The 26,297-nt window shown below is 67.9% G+C and carries 20 protein-coding genes; 11 read left to right on the forward strand and 9 right to left on the reverse strand.

Features of this window, described 5'->3' with window-relative positions; translation table 11 throughout:
• Positions 1-38: 38 nt before the first annotated feature.
• The 3 genes from NFH66_RS03600 to NFH66_RS03610 all read left to right on the forward strand — a co-directional run bounded on the left by NFH66_RS03600 (position 39) and on the right by NFH66_RS03610 (position 3,799).
• Positions 39-1,043 carry a glutathione S-transferase family protein gene (locus NFH66_RS03600; protein ID WP_349608466.1) on the forward strand — a complete coding sequence of 335 codons (1,005 nt, stop codon included), beginning with the start codon at positions 39-41 and terminating at the stop codon, positions 1,041-1,043.
• Between the two features lie 43 nt (positions 1,044-1,086).
• On the forward strand, positions 1,087-1,962 hold the full coding sequence (gene hslO, locus NFH66_RS03605; protein WP_349608468.1) for an Hsp33 family molecular chaperone HslO: 876 nt from the start codon (positions 1,087-1,089) through the stop codon (positions 1,960-1,962).
• A 283-nt stretch (positions 1,963-2,245) separates the two neighbouring features.
• Complete coding sequence (locus tag NFH66_RS03610; protein ID WP_349608470.1) at positions 2,246-3,799, forward strand: phosphoenolpyruvate carboxykinase; 1,554 nt, start codon at positions 2,246-2,248, stop codon at positions 3,797-3,799.
• 391 nt (positions 3,800-4,190) lie between these two features.
• Here the strand turns inward: NFH66_RS03610 and NFH66_RS03615 are convergent, their stop codons facing one another.
• Positions 4,191-5,900, reverse strand: a complete 1,710-nt coding sequence (locus NFH66_RS03615; RefSeq protein ID WP_349608472.1) for an AMP-binding protein — start codon at positions 5,898-5,900, stop codon at positions 4,191-4,193.
• Positions 5,901-6,105: 205 nt separating this feature from the next.
• Here NFH66_RS03615 and NFH66_RS03620 point away from each other — a divergent pair, with 205 nt between their 5' ends.
• The 4 genes from NFH66_RS03620 (at position 6,106) to NFH66_RS03635 (ending at position 11,556) form a co-directional block, all read left to right on the forward strand.
• Positions 6,106-8,469, forward strand: coding sequence for a Tex family protein (locus NFH66_RS03620; protein WP_349608473.1), 2,364 nt, complete (start codon positions 6,106-6,108; stop codon positions 8,467-8,469).
• Between the two features lie 96 nt (positions 8,470-8,565).
• Positions 8,566-10,176 (forward strand): glutamate--cysteine ligase, encoded by a 1,611-nt coding sequence (gene gshA / locus NFH66_RS03625; RefSeq protein ID WP_349608475.1) that lies wholly within the window; start codon positions 8,566-8,568, stop codon positions 10,174-10,176.
• A gap of 5 nt (positions 10,177-10,181) precedes the next feature.
• Positions 10,182-10,688 (forward strand): disulfide bond formation protein B, encoded by a 507-nt coding sequence (locus NFH66_RS03630; protein ID WP_349611647.1) that lies wholly within the window; start codon positions 10,182-10,184, stop codon positions 10,686-10,688.
• 1 nt (position 10,689) lies between these two features.
• Complete coding sequence (locus NFH66_RS03635; protein ID WP_349608477.1) at positions 10,690-11,556, forward strand: alpha/beta hydrolase; 867 nt, start codon at positions 10,690-10,692, stop codon at positions 11,554-11,556.
• On the opposite strand, the gene NFH66_RS03640 is transcribed toward NFH66_RS03635, so the two are convergent.
• From NFH66_RS03640 to NFH66_RS03660, 5 genes are all read right to left on the reverse strand, one after another.
• Positions 11,541-12,221, reverse strand: coding sequence for an ABC transporter ATP-binding protein (locus tag NFH66_RS03640; protein WP_349608478.1), 681 nt, complete (start codon positions 12,219-12,221; stop codon positions 11,541-11,543). The genes NFH66_RS03635 and NFH66_RS03640 overlap by 16 nt on opposite strands.
• A 5-nt stretch (positions 12,222-12,226) precedes the next feature.
• A complete protein-coding gene (locus tag NFH66_RS03645; protein ID WP_349608480.1) occupies positions 12,227-12,970 on the reverse strand; it encodes an ABC transporter ATP-binding protein in 744 nt (247 codons plus the stop codon).
• The gene (locus NFH66_RS03650) at positions 12,963-13,919 is read right to left on the reverse strand and encodes a branched-chain amino acid ABC transporter permease (protein WP_502878662.1); all 957 of its coding nucleotides are present in this window, start codon (positions 13,917-13,919) and stop codon (positions 12,963-12,965) included. Before NFH66_RS03650 ends, NFH66_RS03645 begins: the two co-directional genes overlap by 8 nt.
• A gap of 70 nt (positions 13,920-13,989) precedes the next feature.
• Positions 13,990-14,910, reverse strand: coding sequence for a branched-chain amino acid ABC transporter permease (locus NFH66_RS03655; RefSeq protein ID WP_349608484.1), 921 nt, complete (start codon positions 14,908-14,910; stop codon positions 13,990-13,992).
• 166 nt (positions 14,911-15,076) lie between these two features.
• Complete coding sequence (locus NFH66_RS03660; protein WP_349608486.1) at positions 15,077-16,219, reverse strand: ABC transporter substrate-binding protein; 1,143 nt, start codon at positions 16,217-16,219, stop codon at positions 15,077-15,079.
• 250 nt (positions 16,220-16,469) lie between these two features.
• Here NFH66_RS03660 and rsd point away from each other — a divergent pair, with 250 nt between their 5' ends.
• The gene (rsd, locus tag NFH66_RS03665) at positions 16,470-16,973 is read left to right on the forward strand and encodes a sigma D regulator (RefSeq protein ID WP_349608488.1); all 504 of its coding nucleotides are present in this window, start codon (positions 16,470-16,472) and stop codon (positions 16,971-16,973) included.
• A gap of 102 nt (positions 16,974-17,075) precedes the next feature.
• Here the strand turns inward: rsd and NFH66_RS03670 are convergent, their stop codons facing one another.
• Positions 17,076-20,147: an efflux RND transporter permease subunit gene (locus NFH66_RS03670; RefSeq protein WP_349608490.1), complete on the reverse strand. Its 3,072-nt coding sequence runs from the start codon at positions 20,145-20,147 to the stop codon at positions 17,076-17,078.
• Position 20,148: 1 nt separating this feature from the next.
• Entirely contained in the window at positions 20,149-21,267 is a 1,119-nt protein-coding gene (locus NFH66_RS03675; RefSeq protein ID WP_349608492.1) for an efflux RND transporter periplasmic adaptor subunit, read from the reverse strand.
• Positions 21,268-21,488: 221 nt separating this feature from the next.
• Here NFH66_RS03675 and NFH66_RS03680 point away from each other — a divergent pair, with 221 nt between their 5' ends.
• The gene (locus tag NFH66_RS03680; RefSeq protein WP_349608494.1) at positions 21,489-22,463 is read left to right on the forward strand and encodes a malate dehydrogenase; all 975 of its coding nucleotides are present in this window, start codon (positions 21,489-21,491) and stop codon (positions 22,461-22,463) included.
• A 139-nt stretch (positions 22,464-22,602) separates the two neighbouring features.
• Here NFH66_RS03680 and NFH66_RS03685 read toward each other — a convergent pair whose 3' ends face one another.
• On the reverse strand, positions 22,603-23,259 hold the full coding sequence (locus tag NFH66_RS03685; protein ID WP_349608496.1) for a histidinol-phosphatase: 657 nt from the start codon (positions 23,257-23,259) through the stop codon (positions 22,603-22,605).
• A gap of 155 nt (positions 23,260-23,414) precedes the next feature.
• Here NFH66_RS03685 and NFH66_RS03690 point away from each other — a divergent pair, with 155 nt between their 5' ends.
• Together NFH66_RS03690 and ptsP are read left to right on the forward strand one after the other, a co-directional pair.
• A complete protein-coding gene (locus NFH66_RS03690; RefSeq protein WP_349608498.1) occupies positions 23,415-23,906 on the forward strand; it encodes an RNA pyrophosphohydrolase in 492 nt (163 codons plus the stop codon).
• 51 nt (positions 23,907-23,957) lie between these two features.
• Positions 23,958-26,216, forward strand: a complete 2,259-nt coding sequence (gene ptsP / locus NFH66_RS03695) for a phosphoenolpyruvate--protein phosphotransferase (RefSeq protein WP_349608500.1) — start codon at positions 23,958-23,960, stop codon at positions 26,214-26,216.
• The last annotated feature ends 81 nt before the right edge of the window (positions 26,217-26,297 follow it).

Genomic DNA, 26,297 nt, shown 5'->3' on the forward strand with positions numbered 1-26,297 from the left:
CCATCGCGGCGAAGGCCGCCCACCAGAGGAGGATTTCCATGGGCCTGTTGATCGACGGCAAGTGGCACGACCAGTGGTACGACACCGACAAGCACGGCGGCGAGTTCGTGCGCGAATCTGCCAAGCTGCGTGACTGGGTGACCCGTGACGGCGGGGCCGGCCCCGATAATCAGCCGGGGCTGCCCGCCGAGGCGGGGCGCTATCACCTCTATGTCTCGCTGGCCTGTCCCTGGGCCCACCGCGTGATGATCATGCGCAAGCTCAAGGGGCTCGAGGAGCTCGTCGGCCTCTCCCACGTCAGCCCGCTGATGCTCGACCAGGGCTGGACCTACCACCAGAATGAGGGCGCGAGTGGCGACCCCATCAATGGCGTGGCCTATCACCGCGAACTCTATACCCTGACCGACCCGCACTACACCGGGCGGGTCACGGTACCGGCGCTGTGGGACAAGGTGCAGGGACGCATCGTCAACAACGAGTCGGCCGAGCTGATGCGCATGTTCAATGGCGCCTTCGATGGGCTCACCGGCAACCGCCTCGACTTCTATCCGGCCGCGCTTCGCGAGACCATCGAGTCGGTCAACGCCGATGTCTACGACCACATCAACAACGGGGTCTACAAGTCGGGCTTTGCCACTGACCAGGCGGTCTACGAGAAGCATGTGGTGGCGCTGTTCGAGGCCCTGGACCGCATGGAGGCACGCCTGGCGGAGCATCGCTACCTGGCCGGCGAGTGGCTCACCGAGGCGGATATTCGCCTGTTCACCACCCTGGTGCGCTTCGATGCCGTCTATCACGGCCACTTCAAGTGCAACCTGCGGCGCATCGAGGACTACCCCAACCTCTCCAACTACCTGCGCGAGCTCTACCAGTGGCCGGGAGTGAAGGAGACCGTGGACTTCGACCATATCAAGCGCCACTACTACTACAGCCACGACACCATCAATCCCACCCGGATCGTGCCCCACGGCCCCATCCTCGAGCTTTCGCGCCCCCACGACCGCGAGCGCCTGTCGGGGCAGGGTATCCGCGAGAAGGGGTGAGGCTGGTAGAATGCGCCCAACTTCATATCCAGATACGAGTCCCATGACCGACCAGATCCAGCGCTTCCTGTTCGACAACACCAACGTGCGCGGCGAGCTCGTGACCCTCGAGCAGGCCTATGCCGATGTCCTCGATCGCCACGCCTATCCCCCCGCGGTGAATCACCTGCTCGGCGAACTGCTCGCCGCGGTGGCCCTGCTCACCGACACCGTCAAGCTCGATGGCACCCTGAGTATCGAGGTGCGCGGCAACGGCGCCCTGGCCCTGCTGATGGCCGAGTCCAACCCCGGCGGCGAGCTGCGTGCCATCGCCCGCATGGCCGAGGACGCGGCGATCCCCGACGAGAGTGCCGGCTTCCGCGAGCTGGTGGGCGAGGGGCAGATCATGATCACCCTGGACCCCCGCGAGGGGCACCGCTACCAGGGCATCGTCGCCCTGGACCGCGATAGCCTGGCCGACTGCCTGGCCGACTACTTCGCCCAGTCCGAGCAGCTGCCCACCCGACTGTGGCTTGCCGCCGATGGTCTGCGCGCCGGAGGCCTGCTGCTGCAGCGCATGCCTGACGAGTCGCAGAACCAGGATCTCGATGCCTGGGAGCGCAGCGTGCACCTGGCGGCGACCGTCAAGCAGGAGGAGCTGCTGGGCCTGGCCCCCGAGGCGCTTCTCCAGCGCCTCTATCACGAGGAGACGGTGCGCATCTTCCCGCCCAAGGCGCTGCGGTTCGGCTGTACCTGTTCCCGGGAGCGCATCGCCGATGCCCTGGTGACGCTGGGTGCCGAGGAACTGCGCGACGTGGTCGCGGAGCAGGGCGGCATCGAGACGCAGTGCCACTTCTGCCACACTCGCTACGCCTTCTCCGAGGAGGAGGTCGAGGCGTTGCTGGCCGGCGCCAGCGAGCCACCGGCGACCCTGCACTGATGACGAGGCTGGCGTCCGGCATGCCTAGCCGGCGCATTCTTTTTGCGGTGCACAAGTGAACGCGTGGCGAATTCCGCGCATGTTGTAGAAAAACTACATGAATTTCGCCCAAAAATGGCGTTCCCCGCCCTCGTCCTTTTTGCCATAATGGCGCCGCTTTCAGGCGCGATCATGGTCCACAGGCAGCCAGCCGCAGGGCCCGATCGCCATGCTACCCCCGGCTTTTCGCGTCTCCGGCGACGCCAGGCACACGAGAGAATCGGCCCACGGCCCAGGAATCGACATGACCACACCCCAAGCTTCCCACGCCCACGTAAACCTCAGCAGCGCCGAACTGATCGAGCGATCAGTGGCCAGCGGCGAAGGCCGCCTGGCAGCCAATGGCGCCCTGGTGGTGAGCACCGGCGTCCGCACCGGTCGCTCGCCCAAGGATCGCTTCATCGTCGACGAGCCGACCACCAGCGCCAAGATCGACTGGGGCAGCGTCAATCGTCCTTTCGACGCCGAGAAGTTCGGTGCGCTCTGGGGGCGTGTCGAGGATTACCTGCAGAGCCGCGAGCATTATGTCTCCGAGCTGCACGTGGGCAGTGACCCGGAGTACTACCTGCCTGTGCGCGTGCAGACCGAGACCGCCTGGCAGAACCTGTTCGGCCGCACCATGTTCGTGCGCCCCGAGGCCTACAACCCCTCCGCCAAGGAGGAGTGGACCATCCTCAATGCCGCCGGCTTCGAGTGTGACCCGGCTCGCGACGGCACCAACTCCGACGGCACCGTGATCATCAACTTCGCCGAGAGGAAGGTGCTGATCGCCGGCATGCGCTACGCCGGCGAGATGAAGAAGGCGATGTTCTCGGTACAGAACTTCCTGCTGCCGGAATTCGACGTGCTGCCGATGCACTGCTCCGCCAACGTCGGTGAGGATGGCGAGACCTGCCTGTTCTTCGGCCTCTCCGGTACCGGCAAGACCACCCTCTCCGCCGACCAGGCGCGCTACCTGATCGGTGACGACGAGCATGCCTGGGGCCCGGGCACCGTCTTCAACATCGAGGGTGGCTGCTACGCCAAGTGCATCGACCTTTCCGAGAAGAACGAGCCGGTCATCTGGAACGCCATCAAGTTCGGCACCGTGCTGGAGAACGTGGTCCTCGACGACCGTCGCGAGCCGGACTATGCCGATGATAGCCTGACCCAGAACTCGCGCGCCGCCTATCCGCTGGAGCACGTCGACAAGCGCGTTCCCGAGAACCGCGCCGGCGAGCCCAACGCCATCGTCTTCCTGACCTGTGACATGTCCGGCGTGCTGCCCCCGGTGTCCGTGCTCTCCAAGGAGGCTGCGGCCTACCACTTCCTCTCCGGCTACACCGCCAAGGTGGGCTCCACCGAGATGGGCTCCTCCGAGGGCCTGGCCGCCACCTTCTCTACCTGCTTCGGTGCACCCTTCTTCCCGCGTCCGGCGCGCGAGTACGCCGACCTGCTGATCAAGCGCGTGGAAGAGAAGGACGCCCAGGTCTACCTGGTCAACACCGGCTGGACCGGCGGCGCCTACGGCGAGGGCGGTGCACGCTTCTCCATCCCGACTACCCGCGCCATCATCAGTGCCATTCAGTCCGGCATGCTGCGCGAGGTCGAGACCCAGCGCCTCGATGGCCTCAACCTCGATGTGCCCACCGCGGTGCCGGGCGTCGATTCCAGCCTGCTCAACCCGCGCGAGACCTGGGAAGACAAGGACGCCTACGACCGTCAGCGCCAGGAGCTGGCCGCCAAGTTCGTCGACAACTTCAAGAAGTTCGAGGGCGTCAGCGATGCGATCGTCAAGGCCGGTCCCAGCCTGACCTGATCGCCTTGGCAGGGCCTGCTTCCGGCCCGATGTCATGACAAACAAGAACCCGGCACCGCCTTGGCGGTGCCGGGTTTTTCATATGGGTGGGCGTCCATTGTCAATGTATCAGGGCGCCCGGTCAGGGCTATCGCAGATAGCCTGGCTGCTCGATAGCTCGGGGCTGATCTGGCGACAAGCCTACGAGGAGGCGCTGTAAATACCTCCCTGTACGCTACCTCGGCCCTGCAGCGCTCTCGCGTCCCGCTCCGCTTGCAGGTCCGGTGCTGGCCATCCATGGCCAGCCCGTTCGGAGCAGTGCTCCTCACCCCTGGTCCTCGGACCTCCTCTTCGGCTTATCCCCAGCGCCCCTTGCCTCCGGTAACTGCGATAGCCCTGGGCGCCCGGTGATTCAGCCCTTCAAATCCGGAAAATCATCCTCGAAGAACTCCATTTCACCGCGCTGGTCGCTGGCCTTGTCGGCTTCGGCCTGACGCAGCTCCACGCGACGGATCTTGCCCGAGATCGTCTTGGGCAGGTCGGCGAACTCCAGCCGGCGGATACGCTTGTAGGGCGCCAGGCGCTCGCGGGTGAAGGCGAAAATGTCTTGGGCCAGTTCGGCGCTGGGTTCATGGCCGGCGGCAGGAATGATATAGGCCTTGGGCACCGAGGTGCGCACCGGGTCGGGGCTGGGCACGATGGCCGCCTCGCCCACCGCGGGGTGCTCGATCAGCACGCTCTCGAGCTCGAAGGGGCTGATGCGGTAGTCGGATGCCTTGAAGACATCGTCGGCGCGGCCCACGTAGGTGATGTAGCCCTGGTCATCCACGCTCGCCACGTCGCCGGTGAGGTAGTAGCCGCCCTGCATGGCGGCCGCCGTGCGCTCCGGATCGTTGGCATAGCCCACCATCAGGCCGGCGGGGCGCTCCTCGCCCAGCGCCAGCGCGACTTCCCCTTCTGTGGCCGGCTTGCCTTCGGCATCGAGCATTGCCACCCGGTAGCCGGGCAGCGGACGGCCCATGGAGCCCGCCTTGAGCGGCTGGCCCGGGGAGTTGCCGATCTGGGCGGTGGTCTCGGTCTGGCCGAAGCCGTCGCGGATGGTGAGGCCCCAGGCCCGACGTACCTGTTCGATCACCTCGGGGTTGAGGGGCTCGCCGGCGGCCACCGCCTCGCGCAGGGCGACCCGGTGGGAGGCCAGGTCCTGCTGGATCAGCAGTCGCCACACCGTGGGCGGCGCGCAGAGGGTGGTGATCTCGTAGTCTGTCAGCACCTTCAGCAGGGCGGCGGCGTCGAAGCGCGAATAGTTGTAGAGAAAGACGCAGGCGCCGGCGTTCCAGGGGGCGAAGAAGCAGCTCCAGGCGTGCTTGGCCCAGCCCGGAGAGCTGATATTGAGGTGGCGGTCCCCCTTCTGCAGGCCGATCCAGTAGAGGGTGGAGAGGTGTCCCACCGGGTAGGACTGGTGAGTATGGGTGACCAGCTTGGGCTGGGAGGTGGTGCCCGAGGTGAAGTAGAGCAGCATGGGGTCGTCGGCGGGGGTCGGCCCGTCGGGGGTGAAGGCGTCGCTTTCGTCTCGGGAGTCGGCGAAGTCGTGCCAGCCTTCGGCGGTGCCGCCCACGGCGATCCGCGTCAGAGTGTCCTTTCGGCCGGCAAACTTCTCCAGGTGCTCATGGCCGATCACCAGGTGTCTTACCTGGCCGCGGGTGATGCGATCCTCGAGGTCCTCCGGGGTCAGCAGGGTGGTGGCGGGGATGATCACCGCGCCGAGCTTGATGGAGGCCAGCATCACCTCCCACAGCGCCACCTCGTTGCCCAGCATCAGCAGCACCCGGTCGCCCCGCGCCACGCCCAGGGAGCGCAGCCAGTTGGCGGCCTGGTTGGAGCGCCGCGCCATCTCGGCGAAGCTGAGCCGCGCCTCCCGGCCATCCTCCTCGACGATCCACAGCGCCGGGGCGTCGTTGTCCCGGGCCATGACATCGAAGTAGTCCAGGGCCCAGTTGAACTCGCTGAACGTCGGCCAGCGGAAGTCGCGATAGGCGGTGTCGTAGTCCTCGCGATTCGCCTGCAGGAAGTCGCGGGCGGCGAGGAAGCGCTCCAGCGCCGGTGAGCTCGATGATGTCGGCATGTGCTGTCCCTTCGTGTTGTTGATGCATTGTGTAGAAGGTGTTGAGGCTAGAAACTCTAGCCAGATTCTGGCCTGCCTGTCCAAGAACCAAGCGAACGCTTGGACTAAAGTTATCTCCCCCAGGCGGCGGCGGCCGTGCGTGGCTCGTCCCGGCGTTTGTGATACCTTGTCGCGATCGTTTTTCGAGCATCAGTGAAGGGGTTACATGGACGCCACCAACCGCATCATCACGCGCCTCGCCGAGGAACTCTCCGTTCGCCCGCAGCAGGTCACGGCCACGGTGGAACTGCTTGACGGCGGGGCGACCGTTCCCTTCATCGCCCGCTACCGCAAGGAGGTGACCGGTGGGCTCGACGATACCCAGCTGCGCAACCTCCATGAGCGTCTGGGTTACCTGCGCGAGCTGGAGGAGCGCCGCGCGGCGGTGCTCGCCGCCATCGACGAGCAGGGCAAGCTCAGCGATGAGCTCAAGGGGCTGATTCAGGCCGCCGACACCAAGCAGCGCCTGGAAGACCTCTATCTGCCCTACAAGAAGAAGCGCCGCACCAAGGCCCAGATCGCCCGGGAGGCGGGTCTCGAGCCCCTGGCCGAGGCGCTGCTGGCCGACCCCACCCTGGAGCCCGAGGCCGAGGCGGCGAACTACCTGCGTCCGGCGCAAGGGGATATTCCGGCCGTCGAGGATGCCAAGGCGGCCCTGGATGGCGCCCGCCAGATCCTGATGGAGCGCTTCGCCGAGGATGCCGAACTGGTGGGCCGGCTGCGCGAACGGCTGTGGAGCGAAGGGGAGCTCTCCGCCCGGCTGATCCCGGGTAAGGAGCGCGAGGGCGCCAAGTTCTCCGATTACTTCGAGCACGACGAGACGCTGGCCAAGGCGCCGTCGCATCGCGCGCTCGCCATGTTCCGCGGCCGTAACGAGGGTGTGCTGACCCTGGCCATCCGCCTGCCCGGCGAGGAGGAGGCGCCGATCCATCCGGCCCAGGTGGCCATCGCCCGGCATTTCGAGATTCGAGACGATGGGCGCGCCGCGGACAAGTGGCTGCGCGACGTGGTGCGCTGGACCTGGCGGGTCAAGCTCTATACCCATCTCGAGACCGAACTGCTGGGCCGGCTGCGCGAGCGTGCCGAGCTCGAAGCCATCGAGGTGTTCGCCGCCAACCTCAAGGACCTGCTGCTGGCCGCCCCGGCGGGGCAGAAGGCGACGCTTGCCATCGACCCGGGCCTGCGCACCGGCTGCAAGGTTGCCGTGGTCGACGCCACCGGCCAGTTCCTCGAGCACGCCACCATCTACCCCCACGCCCCGCGTAATGCCTGGGACGCCTCGCTGGCCGAACTGGCCAGGCTGGTGGAGAAGCATGACGTGGCACTGATCGCCGTGGGCAACGGCACCGCCAGTCGCGAGACCGACAAGCTCGCCGGCGACCTGGTCAAGCTGCTGGCTGGCAAGCGCTCGCTCTCCAAGGTAATGGTCAGCGAGGCCGGTGCCTCGGTCTACTCTGCCTCGGAGTATGCCTCCCGCGAGCTGCCCGACCTCGATGTCACCATCCGCGGCGCGGTTTCCATCGCCCGCCGCCTGCAGGACCCGCTGGCCGAGCTGGTCAAGATCGAGCCCAAATCCATCGGCGTGGGCCAGTACCAGCACGACGTCTCCCAGGTGCAGCTGTCGCGCAGCCTGGAGGCGGTGATCGAGGACTGCGTGAACGCCATCGGTGTCGATCTCAACACCGCCTCGAGCGCGCTGCTCTCCCGGGTGGCGGGCCTCTCGCCGGCGCTGGCCGAGGCCATCGTCGCCCGGCGCAACGCCGAGGGACCATTCGCCAGTCGCCGGCAGCTGCTCGACGTCAGCCGCCTGGGCCCCAAGACCTTCGAGCAGTGCGCGGGCTTCCTGCGCATCATGAACGGCGACAACCCGCTGGACTCAAGCGCCGTGCACCCCGAGGCCTACCCCCTGGTGGAGCGCATCGCGGAGAGGAGTGGTCGAGAGCTTTCCAGCCTGATCGGCGACAGCGCCACCCTCAAGGCGGTCAAGCCCGCCGAGTTCGCCGACGAGCGCTTCGGGGTGCCCACGATCACCGATATCCTGGTCGAGCTCGACAAGCCGGGCCGCGACCCGCGGCCCGAGTTCAAGGCCGCCGAGTTCCGCGAGGGGGTCGAGACTCTCAATGACCTGGAGCCCGGCATGGTGCTGGAGGGCAGCGTCACCAACGTCACCCACTTCGGTGCCTTCGTCGATATCGGCGTGCACCAGGACGGCCTGGTGCATATCTCGGCGCTTTCCGACAAGTTCGTCGAGGACCCGCGCTCGGTGGTCAAGGCCGGCGATATCGTCAGGGTCAAGGTGATGAGCGTCGATCTTCCGCGTGCGCGCATCGGGCTCTCCATGCGCCTCGACGACCAGCCGGGCGAGGAGGGTGACAAGCCTCGGCGCCGACGTGAAGGGAATGGTGGCGAGCGCCAGGCCCGCGGCGGCAAGGCCCCGCGCAAGGGCGCCGGGCGCGGCAGCGATGCCAGCCAGGGCGGGCAGATGGGCGCCCTGGGGGCCGCGCTGCTCAAGGCCAAGCAGAAAGGCTGATACAATCAGGCCTTCTACGGGCGCCGCCAGGGCGCCCGTCTCACTATCAGCGAGGCGCGCCGCCTCGGCGCCGTAACCACCAGCAGGGGTGTTATCTTGTCCGACTCATTCGCTACCCTCATCGAACGCCTGGAGGCTTCTGCCCGCCGGGGAGAGTTCAGCCGACTGCGTCGCGGCCTCGAGAAGGAGGGGCTGCGCGTCGACCGCGAGGGGCGCGTCGCCCAGACGCTGCATCCCCATGCGCTGGGCTCCAAGCTGACCCATCCGCATATCACCACCGACTACTCCGAGGCGCTGCTCGAGTACATCACGCCGGTCACCTGTCGGCCCGCCGACGCCCTCGATTTCCTCGGCGACCTGCACCGCTTCAGCTATCGCTACCTGGGTGATGAATTGATCTGGCCGGCCAGCATGCCGGCACGCCTCGACGGCAACGACAGCATCCCGATCGCCGACTATGGCAGCTCCAACGTGGGCACCATGAAGCGGGTCTATCGCCAGGGGCTCGATGTGCGCTACGGGCGCATCATGCAGGCCATCGCTGGGGTGCATTACAACGTCTCGCTGCCCGACGACCTGTGGACGCTGCTGCGTGATCTCGATGGCGACCAGGCCACGCCGCTGAACGACTATCGCTCGGCGCGCTACTTCGGCCTGATCCGCAACTTCCGTCGCCACAGCTGGCTTTTGCTCTACCTGTTCGGCGCTTCGCCGGCCATCGACCGCAGCTTCCTGCCCGACGGCCGGGTCCCCGACAAGCTCGAGGCCCACGGCGAGGAGACGCTGATCTCGCGCTACGCCACCAGCCTGCGCATGTCGGACTTGGGTTACCAGAACAAGGTGCAGGAGCAGCTCAAGATCTGCTTCAACTCGCTCTCCAACTACGTCAACACCCTGCGCCACGCCATCTCCACGCCGTGGCCCGCCTACGAGGCGCTGGGCGTCAACGAGAATGGCGAGTGGCGCCAGCTCAACGCCAACATCCTGCAGATCGAGAATGAGTACTACAGCGATATCCGGCCCAAGCGGGTGGCCCGTCACGACGAGACCCCCAGCCAGGCCCTGGAGGCTCGCGGGGTGGAGTATATCGAGGTGCGCTGTCTCGACCTCAATCCGCTGCTCACCCTGGGCGTGGACGAGCCCCAGATCCACTTCATCGACACCTTCGTGATGTGGTGCCTGCTGTCCGAGAGCCCGTGGATCCCCGATGCCGAGTGCGACACCCTCGACGATAACCGGCGCCTGGTGGTGGAGCGCGGCCGTGATCCCGAGCTGCGCCTGTGCCACGCCGGCACCCCGCGCAGCGTGGCCGACTGGGGCGGCGAGATCCTCGGCGAGATGCGTCGGGTGGCCGAGCTGCTCGACCGCCTGGAGGAGGGTACGCCCCACGCCGATGCCGTGGCCGCCATGGCCCCGCGGCTGGAAGATCCGGCGTTGACTCCCTCCGGCCGGCTGCTGGCGCGCCTGCAGGAGGGTAACGAAGAGCTTTCCGGTGCCATGCTGAGCATCGCCCGGGAGCAGGCCGAACGGCTGCGCCAGGAGCCCATGGACCCTGGCCGCGAGAGGCTCTTCGACGAGCTGGTGGAGACCTCCCATCGACAGCAGGCGGAGATCGAGGCCGCCGATCGCGTCTCCTTCGCCGACTTCCTGAGCGACTACTTCGCCCGTGCCCGGGAATCCCGTGTTACCGATGGGGTCAGCCAGTGAGCGCCCTGGCCCGTCTCTCGGTGCGCCAGTGGAGCCTCGCCGGCCTGGCCTTCTGTGTGCTGATGATGGCGGTGGCCCTGGGCCTCGAGCATATCGTCGGCCTCGAGCCCTGCCCGCTGTGCATCTTCCAGCGGGTGGCGGTGATCGCGGCCGGCCTGGTGTTCGCGTTGGCGGCGATCCACAACCCCGCCGGCCGTGTCGGTGCCGCACTTTATGGTGTGTTGGGCCTGGCCGCGGTGGGTGGGGGCATCGGCGTGGCGGGCCGCCACCTGTGGCTGCAGTCGCTGCCCGCCGACGAGGTACCCAGTTGCGGCCCCGGCCTCGACTACATGCTGGAGATCCTGCCGCTGCAGGAGGTGATGAACATGGTGCTCTCCGGCTCCGGCGAGTGTGCCGAGATCGACTTCCTGTTCCTCGGCGTCTCGCTGCCGGGCTGGACCCTGGTGGGCTTCATCGTGCTGGCCCTGGCGCCGCTGGGGATGCTGCTGTCCGCCATGCGGGAGCGCGGCTGAGGTGCTCTACCGGGACTTCGCCACCCAGGAGGCGATCGACGCCGCCTACGACCCGATGGTCGGCCGCGACCCGGCGGCGCTGGTGGCCGACTGGCGCTCGCGCAGCGTTGCTGCGCGCGCCCGCCATCGGGTGTCGCTCGATGTGCCCTACGGGCCGACGCTGGCCGAGCGCCTGGATCTCTATCACGCCGAGCGCGCGGCGGGAGGCGGACCCGCGCCGCTGCACCTGTTCTTCCACGGCGGCTACTGGCGCTCGCTTGGCCACCGGGAGTTCGGCTTTGTCGTCGACGACCTGGTGGCCGCCGGCATCTCGGTTGGCGTGGTCAACTACGCCCTCTGCCCGACGGTGCGCTTCGCCGAGGTCGTGCGCCAGGCCCGCTCCGCGCTGGCCTGGGCCTATCGCCACGCCGCCGAACAGGGCTGCGACCCGGCCAGCATCAGCGTCTCCGGCCACTCCGCCGGCGGGCATCTCAGTGCCATGCTGCTGGCCACCGACTGGGAAGGCGACTATGGCCTGCCGGCGGACCCGATTCGCGGGGCGCTGTGCGTCAGCGGCCTCTTTGATCTCGGTCCCTTTCCCTGGTCCTGGCTGCAGCCCAAGCTGCGTCTCGATGGCCGCGACGTCGCCGAGTTCAGCCCCGCCTTCCTCCCCTGTCGTAGTACGGCCAGGGTCAGCCTGGTGGCCGGCGGTGAGGAGTCCGACGAGTTCGCCCGCCAGATGGTGGAATACGCCACCCACCTGGGCGAGCAGGGCATCGAGGTAGAGCAGGCTCTGCTGCCCGGCGACGACCACTTCTCGATCCTCGAGCACTACCTCGACGGCGGGCGGCTGGCCGAGACCATCCAGGGGTTTCATACCCCCAGGTAGCGGTCGCGCAGCGACTCGCTGAGCGCCTCGGGTGGCCCACTCCAGGCGCTGCGCCCCTTCTCCAGCAGTACGCAGCGGTCGGCCAGCGGCAGCAGCTCCGAGAGCGTCTTGTCGACGATCAGGATCGCCTGGCCCTGGCCCTTGAGGTGGCGGATCGCCTGCCAGATCTCCAGGCGGATCACCGGCGCCAGCCCCTCGGTGGCCTCGTCGAGCACCAGCAGGCGTGGATTGGTCATCAGCGCTCGGCCGATGGCCAGCATCTGCTGTTCACCGCCGGAGAGGGTCGCCGCGGCCTGGCGGTTGCGCTCGCCCAGCCGCGGGAAGAGCGCCTCGACCGCCTCCAGGCTCCACTCGCCGGGGCGGGCGGCCACCAGCAGGTTCTCGCGCACCGTCAGGTTGGGGAAGCAGCGCCGCCCCTCGGGCACCAGGCCCAGGCCCAGGCGGGCGATGCGGTGGGGCGCCAGGCCGCGCAGCTCGCGTCCCGCGAAGGTGACGCGGCCGGCGTGGGGCGGCGTGAGTCCGAAGATCGAGCGGATGGTGGTGGTCTTGCCCATGCCGTTGCGCCCCATCAGCGCCACCATCTGGCCCGCCTGGACCTCCAGGTCCACGCCGAACAGCGCCTGGGCAGGACCATAGCGGGTCTCGATGGCTTCCACCTTGAGCATGACGGTCACTCCCCCAGGTAGGCGTCGCGAACCCGCGGGTCGCGGCGGATGGTAGCGCCGTCGCCGTGGGCGATGACGCGGCCGGCGACCAGCACCGAGATGCGCTCGGCCAGCCGGAACACCGCCTGCATGTCGTGCTCGATCAGGAGTATCGGCACCTCCTCCTTGAGCCGCTCCAGCAGTTCGGTGAGGCGTGTCGAGCCCTCGGGGCCCAGGCCGGCCATGGGCTCGTCGAGGAGCAGCGCGCGGGGCTTGATCGCCAGGGCGCAGGCCACCTCCAGCGCACGGCGCTCACCGTGGGAGAGCTCTGCCACGGGGGTCCAGGCGCGGCTTGCCAGCCCCATGCGCTCCAGCGCCGCCAACGCCGGCTCGATCAGGCGCGGGTCGCGCTCCGCCGGCTTCCAGAAACGGAAGCTGTGGCCGGCCATGGCCTGGACGCCGATCATCACGTTGCGGATCACGGGCAGCGGCTCGGCCAGCGACGAGACCTGGAAGCTGCGGCCCAGGCCGCGGCGCGCGCGGGCGGCGATGCTCAACCCGCTGACCTCCTCGCCGCCGAGCAGGATACGCCCGCTATCGGGGCGCAGGCTGCCGGCGATCTGGGCGATCAGCGTCGACTTGCCGGCGCCGTTGGGGCCGATCAAGGCGTGGATCTCGCCGGGCCGCAGGGTCAGCGAGACATCGTCGGTGGCCGTCAGCGCGCCGAAGCGCTTGGAGAGCCCCTCCAGGGCCAGCACCGCCTCAGCCATGGGGCTCCCTCCCCGTCAGCCAGCCCATCACGCCGTGGCGGGCGAACAGCACCACCCCGAGCAGCACCAGGCCCAGGAACAGTTGCCAGTACTCGGTCAGCCCGCCGAGCAGGGTCTCCATGCTGATATACAGCACGGCCCCGGCTAGCGGGCCGTAGAGGCGCCCCACGCCGCCGAGGATGACGATCACCATCAGCTCGCCCGACATGTGCCAGCTGAGCATGCTGGGGCTGACGAAGCCGTTGAGGTCGGCATACAGCGCACCGGCCAGGCCGGTGATCATCGCCGAGATGACGAAGGCCACCAGGCGCACCGGGTAGGGATTGATCCCGGCGGTGGCCAGGCGGGTGTCGTTGAGTCGCGCCATGCTGAGTGCCGCGCCGAAGCGCGAGCCCATCAGTCGCGAGGTGAGTGCCATGGACAGGACGAGGCCGACGAAACAGACCAGGAAGAAGGTCAGCGGGTCCTGGGTGTCGAGCCCCGGCAGGGTGTTGCGAATATAGATCGGCAGGCCGTCCTGGCCGCCATAGGTGGGCCAGGAGTTGGCGAAGTAGTAGACCATCTGGGCGAAGGCCAGGGTGATCATGATGAAGTAGACCCCGGTGGTGCGCAGCGAGACGGCGCCGATCAGCAGCGCCAGCAGGCCGCAGGCCAGCATCGCGACTGGCCACAGTACCAGCATGCTGTCGCTGCCGGGCAGCACGCCCAGGAAGGCGCTGGTATCGAAGGCGTGGTAGGCGCCGATGCCAGCCACGTAGCCGCCCAGGCCGAAGTAGGCGGCGTGGCCGAAGCTGACCATGCCGCCATGGCCGAGAGCCAGGTTGAGGCCCACCGCGGCCATGGCGATCAGCGTCAGCCGCGAGGCCAGCGTGACGTAGTAGGGGTGGCCCAGCAGGTCGGCTGCCACCGGCAGCACCAGCAACAGGGCGAGCATGGCGAGCTGTACCATGCCCCGGCGGCCGAGGCGGCGCGGCGGGCAGGGGGCAAGGCCGCTCGGCACGGTGTCGGAAGGCGTCTGGTCAGTCATTGACGGCGAAGAGTCCCTTGGGCTTGAAGGCGAGGATCACGGCCATGAGGATATAGATCAGCATCGAGGCCAGGGCGGCGCCCACGTCGGTGGCCTCCGCGGGGGGCAGCACGGCGCGGAAGGCCAGCGGCAGGAATACCCGGCCCAGGGTGTCGACCACGCCCACCAGCAGGGCGCCGAGCAGCGCCCCCTTGATGGAGCCGATGCCGCCGATCACGATCACCACGAAGGCCAGGATCAGCACCGGCTCACCCATGCCCACCTGCACCGACTGCAGGGCACCGACCATGGCCCCGGCGAGGCCGGCCAGCCCCGCTCCCAGCGCGAACACCGCGGTGTAGAGCCGCGAGATGTCGATGCCCAGGGCGCCGATCATCTCGCGATCGCTCTCGCCGGCGCGCACCCGCATGCCCAACTGGGTCCGCGCGATCAGCAGGTAGAGGCCAATGGCCACGGTGATGCCCACGCCGATGATCACCAGCCGGTAGAGCGGGTAGCGGGCATCGCCCGGCAGGGTGACGAAGCCCGACAGCCAGGCCGGGGTGTTCAGCCACAGCGGCGAGGAGCCGAACAGCCAGCGGGTGCCCTCGGAGAAGATCAGGATCAGCGCGAAGGTGGCCAGTACCTGGTCCAGGTGCGGGCGGTGGTAGAGGCGCCGGATCACCACCAGCTCCACCACGGCACCCACCGCGGCGGCCCCCAGCAGGCCGGCCGTGAGGCCGAGCAGGAAGGAGCCGCTGGCCGCGGTCACCGCGGCGGTGAGGTAGGCCCCCACCATGTAGAAGGAGCCATGGGCCAGGTTGATCAGCCCCATGACCCCGAATACCAGGGTCAGGCCGCTGGCCATCAGGAACAGCATGGTGCCCAGTTGCAGGCCGTTGATCAGTTGTTCGAGAAGCAGGGTGGCTGACAAGCGCTGAGATCCGTGGATGGTGAGTAGTGAGTGGTGAGGTGTGAGGTGTGAGTGGTGTGGGGTGAGGCGTAAGGCGTGAGGCGTTACCCCTCACCAGCCGCGCAGCGGCGCTTACCCCTCACTCCTCACCAGCGAAGCGCTCACCCCTCATCAGAGCGAAGCGCGCTCACATCTTGCAGTCGGGGTAGTAGACGTCCTGGATGTCCTCCACCGCGACGCCCAGCAGGCGGTTGGTGGGTTCGCCGTCCTCGCCCGCGACCACCTCGCGGACATAGATGTCCTGGATGGGGTGGTGGTTGGGGCCGAAGCGAAACTCGCCACGCACCGAGTCGAAGTCGGCCTCGCGAAGCGCCTCGCGGAAGGCGGCCTGGTCATCGGGGTGGGCCTGCTCCAGGGCGGAGAGGATCAGGTTGGCGGTGTCGAAGCCCTGGGCGGCATACAGGGTCGGCATGCGGCCGTAGGCCTCGCGGAAGCTCTCGACGAAGGCGCGGTTGGTGGCGTTGTCGAGGTCGTGGGCCCACAGCGAGGTGTTGCGGGCGCCGATGGCGGCCTCGCCAACCGCCTTGATCAGGATCTCGTCGAAGGAGAAGGCCGCGCCGAACACCGGCATCTCGACGCCCGCGTTCTGCCACTGCTTCATGAACGAGATGCCCATGCCGCCGGGCAGGAAGAAGAACAGGCTGTCGGCATCGCTGGCGCGGATCTGGGCGATCTCGGCTGCGTAGTCGGTCTGGCCCATCTGGGTGTAGAGCTCGCCTGCCACCTCGCCCTCGAAGAGGTGCTTGAAGCCGGCCAGGGCGTCGGTGCCCGCCGGGTAGTTGGGGGCCATGATGATGGGGTTCTCGTAGCCCTGCTCGCGCATCCAGGCGCCCATGGCACCGTGCAGGTTGTCGTTCTGGTAGGCGACGTTGAAGTAGTTCTCGTGGCACATGCGACCGGCGAGGTCCGAGGGCCCGGCGTTGGGGGAGAGGTAGAAGGTCCCCTGGCGCACCACCGAGGGCACCACGGCCATGGCCAGGTTGGACCAGATGATGCCGGTCATGATGTCCACGTCATCGCGCTGCATGAACTCGTTGGCCAGGTTACGCGCCAGGTCGGGCTTGCGGGCATCGTCCTGCACCAGCACCTCGATATCGTCGCGGCCCGACTGCTCGATGGCCAGCAGGAAGGCGTCGCGCACATCGACACCCAGATGGGAGCCGCCCCCGGAGAGGGTGGTGATCATGCCGATCTTCACCTCTTCGGCGTGGGCGGTGGCAAGGCCGCCGGCGAGGAGCAGGCCGAGACCCAGGCGAGCAAGCTGTTTCATGGAGAACCTCGGGAGTGTTGTTGTTAAGCAGTGGCTTGGTGTTGTTGGCGTCGACATAGACTACCAAGTAAACGCCGGCGCCAGGCAATCGAAAAGGCCGCGATGGTCCTCTTGACGCCATGGGTTCTCCACGTTTGCGGTCGCAGGATTGACAGCCGTCGATGGTAGCGCGACTCTGAGGCTCACCCGGCCGGGCGCTGGACGCCCTCGGTACCCGCGAGCTTGCTCGACCAAACGAATGGAGGCCCCCATGCTGGAAGATTGCAAGAGCGCCCTGGAGCGCTGGGGCGGCGTACACAAGCTGATCGATCGTTGGCTGGATGAGCGCCGCGAGCTGCTGGTCAACTTCGTCGAGCTCAAGGAGGCCTGCGACGCCGAGCTGGAAGCGGTGACCAAGGAGCGCATCGACGGCTTCAGCGAACTGCTGATGGACTACATCAGCGCCGGCCACTTCGAGGTCTACCCCCAGCTGCGCGAGGAGGCCCGCGCCTTCGAGGATGAATCGGCTCTGACCCTGGCCGACCGACTGCTGGAGCGCCTGGAGATGTCCACCGAACTGGTGCTCGACTTCGATGCCGAGTACGCCAGTCCCGGCCGCGTGCGCCAGCACCTCGCCCGCCTGCCTGCCTGGCTGGAGCGCCTGGCCCACGGCCTCACCGAACGCTTCTCCCTGGAAGACCAACTGATCGGGCGCATTCACGCCCGCCATGCGCCCGATGCGGCCCGCGCCGAAGCCGTTTCCCGCACCACGTAGGAGGGATGCTCTGCATCGCGACTGGCGCCGTCAGGCGCCCGGGGGTATTACCGAAATCACCGGGAGGCCTTCGGCCTCCAGTCGCGAGACGCAGTCTCCCTCCTACTGCTTGGATTCACGCTTTTTCCTCCGCGGTTCCAGCACCAGCATGCAGGGCGTCAGCAGCAGGGTCAGGCCGGTGGCGAAGGTCAGGCCGCCGGCGATGGCGCTGGAGAGCTGGGTCCACCACTGGGTGGAGGGGGCCCCGAGCCCAAGGCTCGGGGCGAGCAGGTCGACGTTGACCCCCAGCACCATGGGCGCAAGGCCCAGCACCGTGGTCACCGCGGTGAGCAGCACCGGCCGCAGGCGCAGGCTGCCCGCCTCCAGGGCCGCCTCGAAGGGGGGGCGCCCCTCGCCGCGCAATTCGTTGTAGGTGTCGATCAGCACGATGTTGTTGTTCACCACGATGCCCGCCAGGGCGATGATGCCCATTCCCACCATCACGATGCCGAAGGGCTGAGCGTTGGCCAGCAGCCCCAGCAGCACCCCCGCGGTGGAGAAGACGATCGCCGAGAGCACCAGCCCCGCCTGGTAGAAGCTGTTGAACTGGGTCACCAGGATCAGTGCCATCAGCCCGATGGCCACCATGAAGGCGCCGGCCAGGAAGCGGCTCGCCTCCTGCTGATCCTCCTGCTCACCGGCGATGCTCACCTGCACCCCCTCGGGGGGCTCGCCGGCGGCCTCGAGCAGGGCGCGCAGCCGCTCGTCGGCGCTGGCGTCGCTGGTCACGTCGGCCTCGAGGGTAATGGCGCGGCGGCCATCGATGCGGTGCAGGGTGCCCACCTTGGGGGCCGGCTCCACCGATACGAAGTGCGATAGCGGCACCTGCCCCCGGGAGGTGTTGAGGCTCAGCCGGCCCAACTGGTCCAGGGTGCGGTCACCCTCCGGCAGGCGCACCCGGATATCCACCTCGTCGTCGACCCCTTCGGGACGGTAACTGGCTACCTGGACGCCGGTGGTCAGCAGTTGCACCGCGCTGCCCACGCTGGTCACGTCGGTGTCGAAGCGGGCCGCCGCCTCGCGGTCGACGATGATCCGCCACTCCACCCCGGGCAGGCTACGGTTGTCCTCGATGTCGCGGAAACCACCCAGCTCCCCCATCAGCTCGCGCAGCCGGTCCACCGCCTGGTCGGCGAGCCTGGGCGTCTGGCCACCGATCTCCAGCACGATCGGCTTGCCCTCGCCGGGGCCCGTCTGCTGCTGGCGGAACTCCAGCGTGAGGCCGGGTAGGTCGGCGGTCCGCTCGTGCATCTCGTCGAAGATGGCGCTCAGTGGCCGGCGCCGATGCCAGTCGATCAGCTGGAACTGCAGCACGCCGATGACGTCGGCGCCGAGCTGCTCGTTGGAGGTGGCGAAGGAGCGCGCATAGAGTGCCTCAACCTCGCTCATCCCGCCTAGCCTAGCCTCCACCCGGCGCACCATGGCGTCCTTCTCCTCGATGGAGAAGTCGCCGCGCGTGCGCACCAACACCTGGGCGCTGTCGGGCTCCACGCTGGGGAAGAACTCCACCCCATGGTTGAAGCGCGCATAGGCGGTGTAGATCAGCGCCATCAGTAGCACGGCGAACAGCAGGGTCAGCACCGGGTGGGCGAGCAGCCGTGACAGCGCCGTGCGATAGAGCCGGCCGCCGGCCGTGGCGTCCACCGGCGCCGAGCCCGCAGAGGCTGCGCGAGCGCCGAACACGCTGCCCAGGGTGGGCAGGAAGACCAGCGCCATGGCCAGCGAGGCGAGCAGGCAGAGGATCACCGTGGCGGGGAGGTACTTCATGAACTCGCCCACCATGCCCGGCCAGAACAGTAGCGGCACGAAGACCGCCAGGGTGGTGGCGGTGGAGGCGATCACCGGCCAGCTCATGCGGGTCGCCGCCTCGAGCCACGCCTGGCGTGGCGCCATGCCCTGGCGTAGATGGCGGTCGGCCAGCTCGCTGACCACGATGGCGCCGTCCACCAGCATGCCGGCCACCAGGATCAGCGCGAACAGCACCACGATATTGAGGGTGTAGCCCACCGCCCAGATCATCAGGATGCCGCTGAGGAAGGCGCCGGGGATGGTCAGCCCCACCAGCATGGCGCTGCGCGTGCCCATGGCGGCCAGGATCACGATCAGCACCAGCACCACCGCGGTGACCACGTTGTTGAGAAGCTCCGAGAGCATGTCCTCGACGAACTCGGACTGGTCGGTAATGGTGGTGATCGCAAGCCCCTCGGGAATCAGCCCCCCGGCCTGCTCGAACAGTGCCTGGACTTGCTCCACGGTGGCGATGATATTGGCCCCGGCGCGCTTGGAGATCTCCAGCACCAGCGCCGGCTGGCCATCGATCCGCGCATACCCCTCGGGGTCCTTGAAGGTGGGGCGAATGGTCGCCACGTCACCGAAGGTCACCACCCGGTCGCCGTCCACCTTCACCGGCATGGCCATCACGTCCTCCAGGGTCTCGATGACCCCGGGCACCTTCATGCCCAGCCGGCCGGCACCGGTGTCCAGGCTGCCGGCCGCCACCAGGCGGTTGTTGCGGTTGACCAGGTTGAACAGGGTGGCGAAGTCGATGCCATAGCTCGACAGCACCAGGGGGTCGACCACGATCTCCAGCAGCTCCTCGCGGTCGCCGCCGATATCCACCTCGAGCACCTCGGCGATGCCCTCGATCTCCTCCTTGATGCGCTGTGCAATGGCCACCCGCAGGCGCTCCTCCACGCTGCCGGAGAGGCCGATGGAGAGCACCGGGAACTCGCTGACGTTGACCTCCACGACGCGTGGCTCCTCGGCCTCGGAGGGCAGCTCCGCCTTGGCGATATCGACCTTCTCGCGCACGTCGGAGAGTGCCTGGTCGGCATCGAAGCCGGCATCGAACTCCAGGGTGATGGAGGCGTGGCCCTCACTGGACTGGGAGGTCATCTTGCGTAGCCCCTCGATGCTGCGCAGCTCCTGCTCCATGGGGCGCACCAGCAGACGCTCGCCGTCCTCGGGGCTGATCCCCTCGAGGCTCATGGCCACGTAGATCATGGGAATGGCGACGTCGGGGTTGGCCTCCTTGGGGATCGCCTGCCAGGCGCCCAGCCCCGCCAGCAACAGGGCGGTCAGCAGCAGCAGGGTGGTGCGGGCGCGCGCTTGAGCGGCCGCGATCAGCTGGCGCATCTCAGCGACTCCCCGCGTCGGCATCGGGTACGGTGGGCGCGCTGCCGTCGGCCACCACCGGCGTGACGCGTTCGCCGACCGCCACCATGCCGGCCCCCAGGGTGATCAGTCGCACCGGATCGGGAAGACCGGTCACCCGAGCGGTCTCGAGGTCGGCATCCACCAGCGTGACCGGGGTCTGTACCACCCGGTCAGCGGCGTCGAGGTGCTTGACCACCAGCTCCCCGTCGGGATCGAGTGCCAGCAGGGCGGGCGAGAGGCGCTGCACCCGGCGCTCGGGCAGGGTGATGATCAGGGTGGCGCTGGCGCCGGCCAGGCGACGACCCTCGGGGTTGTCGGCATTGACCTCGACCCGGAAGCTGCGGGTGGCCTCCTCGGCCTGGCGCGCCACCAAACTCACCTCGCCGGAAAGCCGCGAGCCGTCCAGCAGGCGCAGCTCCGCGGGGAGCCCCTCGCCGAGGACCAGGGCGTCACGCTGGGGCGCCCAGGCCACGGCGGTCAGCCGCGAGTCGTCCACCAGTCGCCCCCAGCTCTCGCCTACCTGCACCAGGTCGCCCGTCTCCACCTCGAGGCGGTCCAGGGTGCCGGGGAAGGGCGCCGCGAGGCGGGTATCGTCGAGTTGGCGCTGCAGCGTGGCCAGCTCTGCCGCGGCACGGCTCGCCTGGGCCTGCAGGCGCAGGTAGTCGGGGCGCGAGATCAGCTTGCGACTGAGCAGCGATTCGGCGCCGGCGAGCTCCGCCCGGGCCAGCGCCAGGTCGTCCTCGGCCTGGGCCAGGCGGGCGGGCAGCTCCTCCTGGGCCAGTGCCAGCAGCAGCTCTCCCGCCTCGACACGACTGCCCGCGGCTAGCGGCAGTGCTGCCACGCGGCCGGACTGGCGGGCGCGCAGCTCCAGCTCGCGGTATGCCTCGAGCTGGCCCTGGAGAACCAGGGTAGGGGCATGGGGCTCGGCAGCGCGGATCTCCACCTCGACGCGTGGCGCGTCGGGCTCGGCGGCCGGCCGGGCCTGTGGCGGGGCATCGCGAAACCCCTGGATGTCACCCAGCAGCAGCCAGGCGAGCAGGGCAATGACCAGACCGATGGCCAGCAGGGCGGGAAAGGGGGGAAGGCGACGGCGGGACATGCAGTGTGATCCATCAGCGGCATGAAGGCGTCAGCATACTATTCTGGAGAGCCGTTCTCATACAGCCGTTTGTCGCACCTCGCTCCCGCCCTACGTCGCATTGAGTTTTGTGCGGTGCAGGCATACCATCTTGGCGGTTTGTTCAGGCCAGTGCGGGCCCGGCGCCTGCCCGGCTCGTCCTCACGGCGACAACCCGCGCGTTGACAACCCAAGGAGCCACCATGAAAGACCCCGTTCGCATTGCCATTACCGGCGCCGCCGGCCAGATCAGCTACTCCCTGGCCTTCCGCATCGCCTCCGGCGACATGCTGGGCAAGGACCAGCCGGTCATCCTGCAACTGCTCGAGATCACCCCGGCCATGGACGCCCTGAACGGCGTGGTCATGGAGCTCAACGACTGTGCCTTCCCGCTGGTGCAGGACATCGTCGCCACCGACGATCCCAATGTCGCCTTCAAGGATGCCGACTTCGCCCTGCTGGTGGGTGCTCGTCCGCGTGGTCCGGGCATGGAGCGCAAGGACCTGCTGGAAGCCAACGCGGCGATCTTCTCCGTGCAGGGCAAGGCGCTGAACGACAACGCCAGCCGTGATGTGAAGGTGCTGGTGGTGGGCAACCCGGCCAACACCAACGCCCTGATCGCCTCCTGCAACGCGCCGGATCTCAATCCGGGCCAGTTCACCGCGATGATGCGCCTGGATCACAATCGCGCCAAGACTCAGCTGGCCCAGAAGGTCGGCAAGCATGTCACCGACGTGGAGTCGATGATCGTGTGGGGCAACCACAGCGCCACCCAGTATCCGGACCTGGCCCACTGCAAGGTGGATGGCAAGGCGGCCCTGGAGCTGGTCGAGCAGGAGTGGTACGAGAACGACTTCATCCCCACCGTGCAGCAGCGCGGCGCCGCCATCATCAAGGCGCGTGGTGCATCCTCCGCGGCCTCCGCGGCCTCCGCGGCCATCGACCACATGCGTGACTGGGCGCTGGGCAGCGACGGCATCGTCAGCATGGGGATCCCCGCCGACGGCAGCTACGGTGTCGAGCCGGGCATCATGTACTCCTACCCGGTGGTGTGCAAGAACGGTCAGTACGAGATCGTGCAGGGCCTGGAGGTCGGCGAGTTCAGCCGCGGGCGCATGAACGCCACCGAGCAGGAGCTGCGTGAAGAGCGCGCCGCCGTCGAGCATCTGCTGGGCTAAGCGCCGAGCTACAAGTGCCAAGCTACAAGAAAACCCGAAGGCCATGGCCTTCGGGTTTTCTTTTGCTTCGAGCAGTTTCACGCTATCGATTTGCAGCTTGCAGCTTGCAGCTTGCAGCTCCCGGCGAAGCCGGGCCGGCTCAGTCCCTCAGGCTGATGATCCGCCAGCCGCGGGCTTCGGCCACCTCGCGCAGGCTGGGGTCGGGGTCGACGGCCACCGGATACTCGACGGCCTCCAGCAGCGGCAGGTCGTTGTGTGAGTCGCTGTAGAACCAGGCCTGATCGAGGGTCTGGTCCTTGTCGGCCAGCCACTCCTCCAGGCGTATCACTTTGCCCTCGCGATAGCTGGGCGTGCCGCTCACCTTGCCGGTGTAGTGGCCGTCGACGATCTCGGGCTCCACCGCGATCAGGTCGTCGACGCCTAGCCGCTCTGCGATGGGGCCGGTAATAAAGCGGTTGGTGGCGGTGACGATCAGCAGGGTGTCACCCCGGGAGCGGTGGCGGGCCAGCAGCTCCTCGCCCTTGTCCAGGATGTGCGGCTCGATCTTGCTGGCCATGAACTGCTGGTGCCAGGCGGCGAGTTGCTCGGGGCTGTTCTCGGCCAGGGGCTTGAGCGCGACCTCCAGGAAGGCGTGGATATCCAGGGTGCCGGCCTCGTAGTCGGCCATGAAGCGGTCGTTGGCCTCGCGGTAGGCCGCCGGGTCGACGGCGCCCTGCTCGAGCAGGAACTCGCCCCAGGCATGGTCGCTGTCGATTGACAGCAGGGTATTGTCCAGGTCGAAGATGGCCAGGCTCACGGAAACTCCCCAAGATAGCTGACAAGGTGGGTGGAAAGCCGGCGATTATGGCAGATGATGGGGTCCCCTGCATCACTGCGGCGGAAGGCGTATTGATGCGCTTCACGGCCTTGTGGAAGAATGGCCACAATACTGGATTCAACAAGGTGAAGTCCGTGATCGACGCAGAGGGCTTTCGCCCCAACGTTGGCATCATTATCGCCAACGACCAGGGGCAGCTGCTTTGGGCGCGTCGGGTAGGGCAGAATGCGTGGCAGTTTCCCCAGGGAGGCATCAAGGCTGACGAGACACCCAAACAGGCGCTATTTCGAGAGCTCCATGAGGAGATCGGCCTGACGGCCGGTGATGTCGAGATTCTTGCCTGCACCCGGGGGTGGCTGCGCTACCGCCTGCCACGACGCATGATTCGCACGCATTCCCGGCCGGTGTGTATCGGCCAGAAACAGAAGTGGTTCCTGCTCCGGATTCGCTGCCAGGAGAGCCAGATATGCATGGATATCTCCGAGAAGCCGGAGTTCGACGGCTGGCGCTGGGTCAGCTACTGGTATCCACTGGCGCAGGTGGTGCCCTTCAAGCGAGAGGTCTACCGCCGTGCCCTGAAGGAGCTCTCGCCGCGCGCCCAGCGCCTGGCGCTGGGGCACGGCTAGCCGCGCGTCACCCACAACAACGTCCAATGACAACAGGGATACCCGCTCGACATGCTCGAGGTCTTGCGCCGCATCATCCAGGAAGTCAACGGGGCCCGCAGCCTGGACGCGGCGCTCTCCACCATGGTGCGCCGCATTCGCAAGGCGATGCAGACCGACGTCTGCTCCTTCTACCTGTTCGACGAGGAGACCGACCGCCTGGTGCTGATGGAGACCATCGGCCTGCGCAGCCAGGCGGTGGGGCAGGTGACCCTGCCCATCGGCGAGGGCCTGGTGGGCCTGGTGGCCGGGCGCGAGGAGCCGCTCAACCTGGAGGACGCGCAGGCGCACCCCCAGTTCCTCTATTTCGAATCCACCGGCGAGGAGCGCTACTCCAGCTTCCTCGGGGTGCCCATCATCCACCAGCGCCGCATGCTCGGCGTGCTGGTGGTACAGCAGGCCGAGAAGCGTCGCTACGGCGAGGAGGACGAGGCCTTCCTGGTCACCATGGCCGCTCAACTCGGCGGCGTGCTGGCTCATGCGCTGGCCACCGGAAACCTGGCGCGCCCGAGCCAGGAGGGCCAGGTGCAGTTCAAGGGCGTGGCGGCCTCGCCGGGAATGGCCATCGGCGAGGCGGTGGTGATCACCCCGCCCGCCGACCTCGACAGCGTGCCCGACCTGATTCCCACCGATGTCGACTACGAGATCACCCGCCTCAAGGAGGCGATCGGTCGCGTGCGCGAGGAGATCCGGGCCGCTGGGGCCCGTCTCGCCAACCGCATCTCTGCTCAGGAGCTGGCGCTGTTCGAGGTCTACCAGCAGATGCTCAGCGAGGCGGCACTCTCCCAGGAGGTGGAGAAGCGCATCCGCGAGGGGCAGTGGGCGCCGGGCGCCCTGGCCGATGTGGTCAAGCGCCACGTGCAGTACCTGGAGCGGGTCGATGACGACTACCTGCGCGAGCGTGCCGCCGATGTGCGTGACTTGGGCCGACGGGTGCTGGCCCATCTCCAGGAAGACACCCCCCAGAGCCCCAGCGTCTATCCCGAGCGCACCATCCTGGTGGGCGACGAGCTGAGCGTGGCGCTGCTCGGCGAGGTGCCCCGCGACAAGCTGGTCGGGCTGGTCTCGGTGCGCGGCTCCAGTACCTCCCACGTGGCGATCCTGGCCCGGGCCATGGGTATCCCCACGGTGCTGGGCATGGTCGACCTGCCGCTGCCGCGGCTCTCCGGTTCACAGCTGATCCTTGACGGCCACCGTGGGCGGCTGTTTATCCATCCCGGCCAGGATCTGCTGACCCACTACGCCAGCATGATCGCCGAGGAGGAGGCACTGGCCAAGGTGCTCGAGCACGAGCAGCACCTGCCCAGCCGCACCCCCGACGGCCACGATATGCCGCTGATGGTCAACACCGGCCTGGCGGTGGACGCGGTGGCCTCGCTCAAGCCGCGCGTCAGTGGGGTGGGGCTCTACCGTACCGAGGTGCCCTTCATGGTCACCGAGCGCTTCCCCGGCGAGCAGGAGCAGACCCGCCTCTACCGCGACCAGCTCGAGAGCTTCGCGCCGCTGCCGGTGGTGATGCGCACCCTGGATATCGGTGGCGACAAGGACCTGCCCTACTTTCCCATCGAGGAGGCCAACCCCTTCCTCGGCTGGCGCGGCATACGCGTGACCCTGGATCATCCCGAGGTGCTGATGGTGCAGTTGCGCGCCATGCTGCGCGCCTCCCAGGGGCTCGACAACCTGCAGGTGCTGCTGCCCATGATCACCAATGTCGACGAGGTCGATGCCGCCCAGCGGCTGCTCGAGCGCGCCATCGTCGAGTTGGGGGAGGAGGGCGTGGTGGTGCCGCGCCCCAGGGTGGGGGTGATGATCGAGGTGCCGGCGACGCTCTACCAGCTCGACGCCCTGGCCGAGCGGGCCGACTTCTTCTCGGTGGGAAGCAATGACCTGACCCAGTACCTGCTGGCGGTGGATCGCAACAACCCGCGGGTCGCCGACCTCTACGACGCCTGCCACCCGGCGGTACTCTCCGCCATGGCCACCCTGGCCAGCGAATCGCGGCGCCTCGACATGCCGGTCTCGGTGTGTGGCGAGCTCGCCGGCGACCCGGCCGGCGCGCTGCTGTTGATGGGCATGGGCTTCGGCGCCCTCTCCATGAACGCCCCCAGCCTGCCGCGGGTGCGCGCCGCCATTCGCCGCGTGTCGCTGGCGGATGCCCAGGCGCTGGTCGACCAGACCCTGCACCTCGACTCCCCCGGCGAGGTGCACCGCCATCTCGACCAGCGCATGAGCGAGTGGGACCTCGCCCACCTGTTGCCGCCGAGGGATTGACCCTGCCTCGTTGCCGTAGAAGCGCGATTTATCGCGCGATATTTTGCCCAACGCCGAATAATCGCTCCCACCATTCGGCCA

Origin of the sequence: Halomonas sp. H10-9-1 (assembly GCF_040147005.1) — a bacterium.
Lineage (GTDB): Bacteria > Pseudomonadota > Gammaproteobacteria > Pseudomonadales > Halomonadaceae > Halomonas.

Bases quoted from the DNA above. Each gene is read 5' to 3' on its own strand.
- NFH66_RS03600 (WP_349608466.1), top strand. From the start codon at position 39: ATGGGCCTGTTGATCGACGGCAAGTGGCACGACCAGTGGTACGACACC.
- hslO (WP_349608468.1), top strand. From the start codon at position 1,087: ATGACCGACCAGATCCAGCGCTTCCTGTTCGACAACACCAACGTGCGC.
- NFH66_RS03610 (WP_349608470.1), top strand. From the start codon at position 2,246: ATGACCACACCCCAAGCTTCCCACGCCCACGTAAACCTCAGCAGCGCC.
- NFH66_RS03615 (WP_349608472.1), bottom strand. From the start codon at position 5,900: ATGCCGACATCATCGAGCTCACCGGCGCTGGAGCGCTTCCTCGCCGCC.
- NFH66_RS03620 (WP_349608473.1), top strand. From the start codon at position 6,106: ATGGACGCCACCAACCGCATCATCACGCGCCTCGCCGAGGAACTCTCC.
- NFH66_RS03640 (WP_349608478.1), bottom strand. From the start codon at position 12,221: ATGCTCAAGGTGGAAGCCATCGAGACCCGCTATGGTCCTGCCCAGGCG.
- NFH66_RS03645 (WP_349608480.1), bottom strand. From the start codon at position 12,970: ATGGCTGAGGCGGTGCTGGCCCTGGAGGGGCTCTCCAAGCGCTTCGGC.
- NFH66_RS03650 (WP_502878662.1), bottom strand. From the start codon at position 13,919: ATGGTACAGCTCGCCATGCTCGCCCTGTTGCTGGTGCTGCCGGTGGCA.
- NFH66_RS03660 (WP_349608486.1), bottom strand. From the start codon at position 16,219: ATGAAACAGCTTGCTCGCCTGGGTCTCGGCCTGCTCCTCGCCGGCGGC.
- rsd (WP_349608488.1), top strand. From the start codon at position 16,470: ATGCTGGAAGATTGCAAGAGCGCCCTGGAGCGCTGGGGCGGCGTACAC.
- NFH66_RS03670 (WP_349608490.1), bottom strand. From the start codon at position 20,147: ATGCGCCAGCTGATCGCGGCCGCTCAAGCGCGCGCCCGCACCACCCTG.
- NFH66_RS03675 (WP_349608492.1), bottom strand. From the start codon at position 21,267: ATGTCCCGCCGTCGCCTTCCCCCCTTTCCCGCCCTGCTGGCCATCGGT.
- NFH66_RS03680 (WP_349608494.1), top strand. From the start codon at position 21,489: ATGAAAGACCCCGTTCGCATTGCCATTACCGGCGCCGCCGGCCAGATC.
- ptsP (WP_349608500.1), top strand. From the start codon at position 23,958: ATGCTCGAGGTCTTGCGCCGCATCATCCAGGAAGTCAACGGGGCCCGC.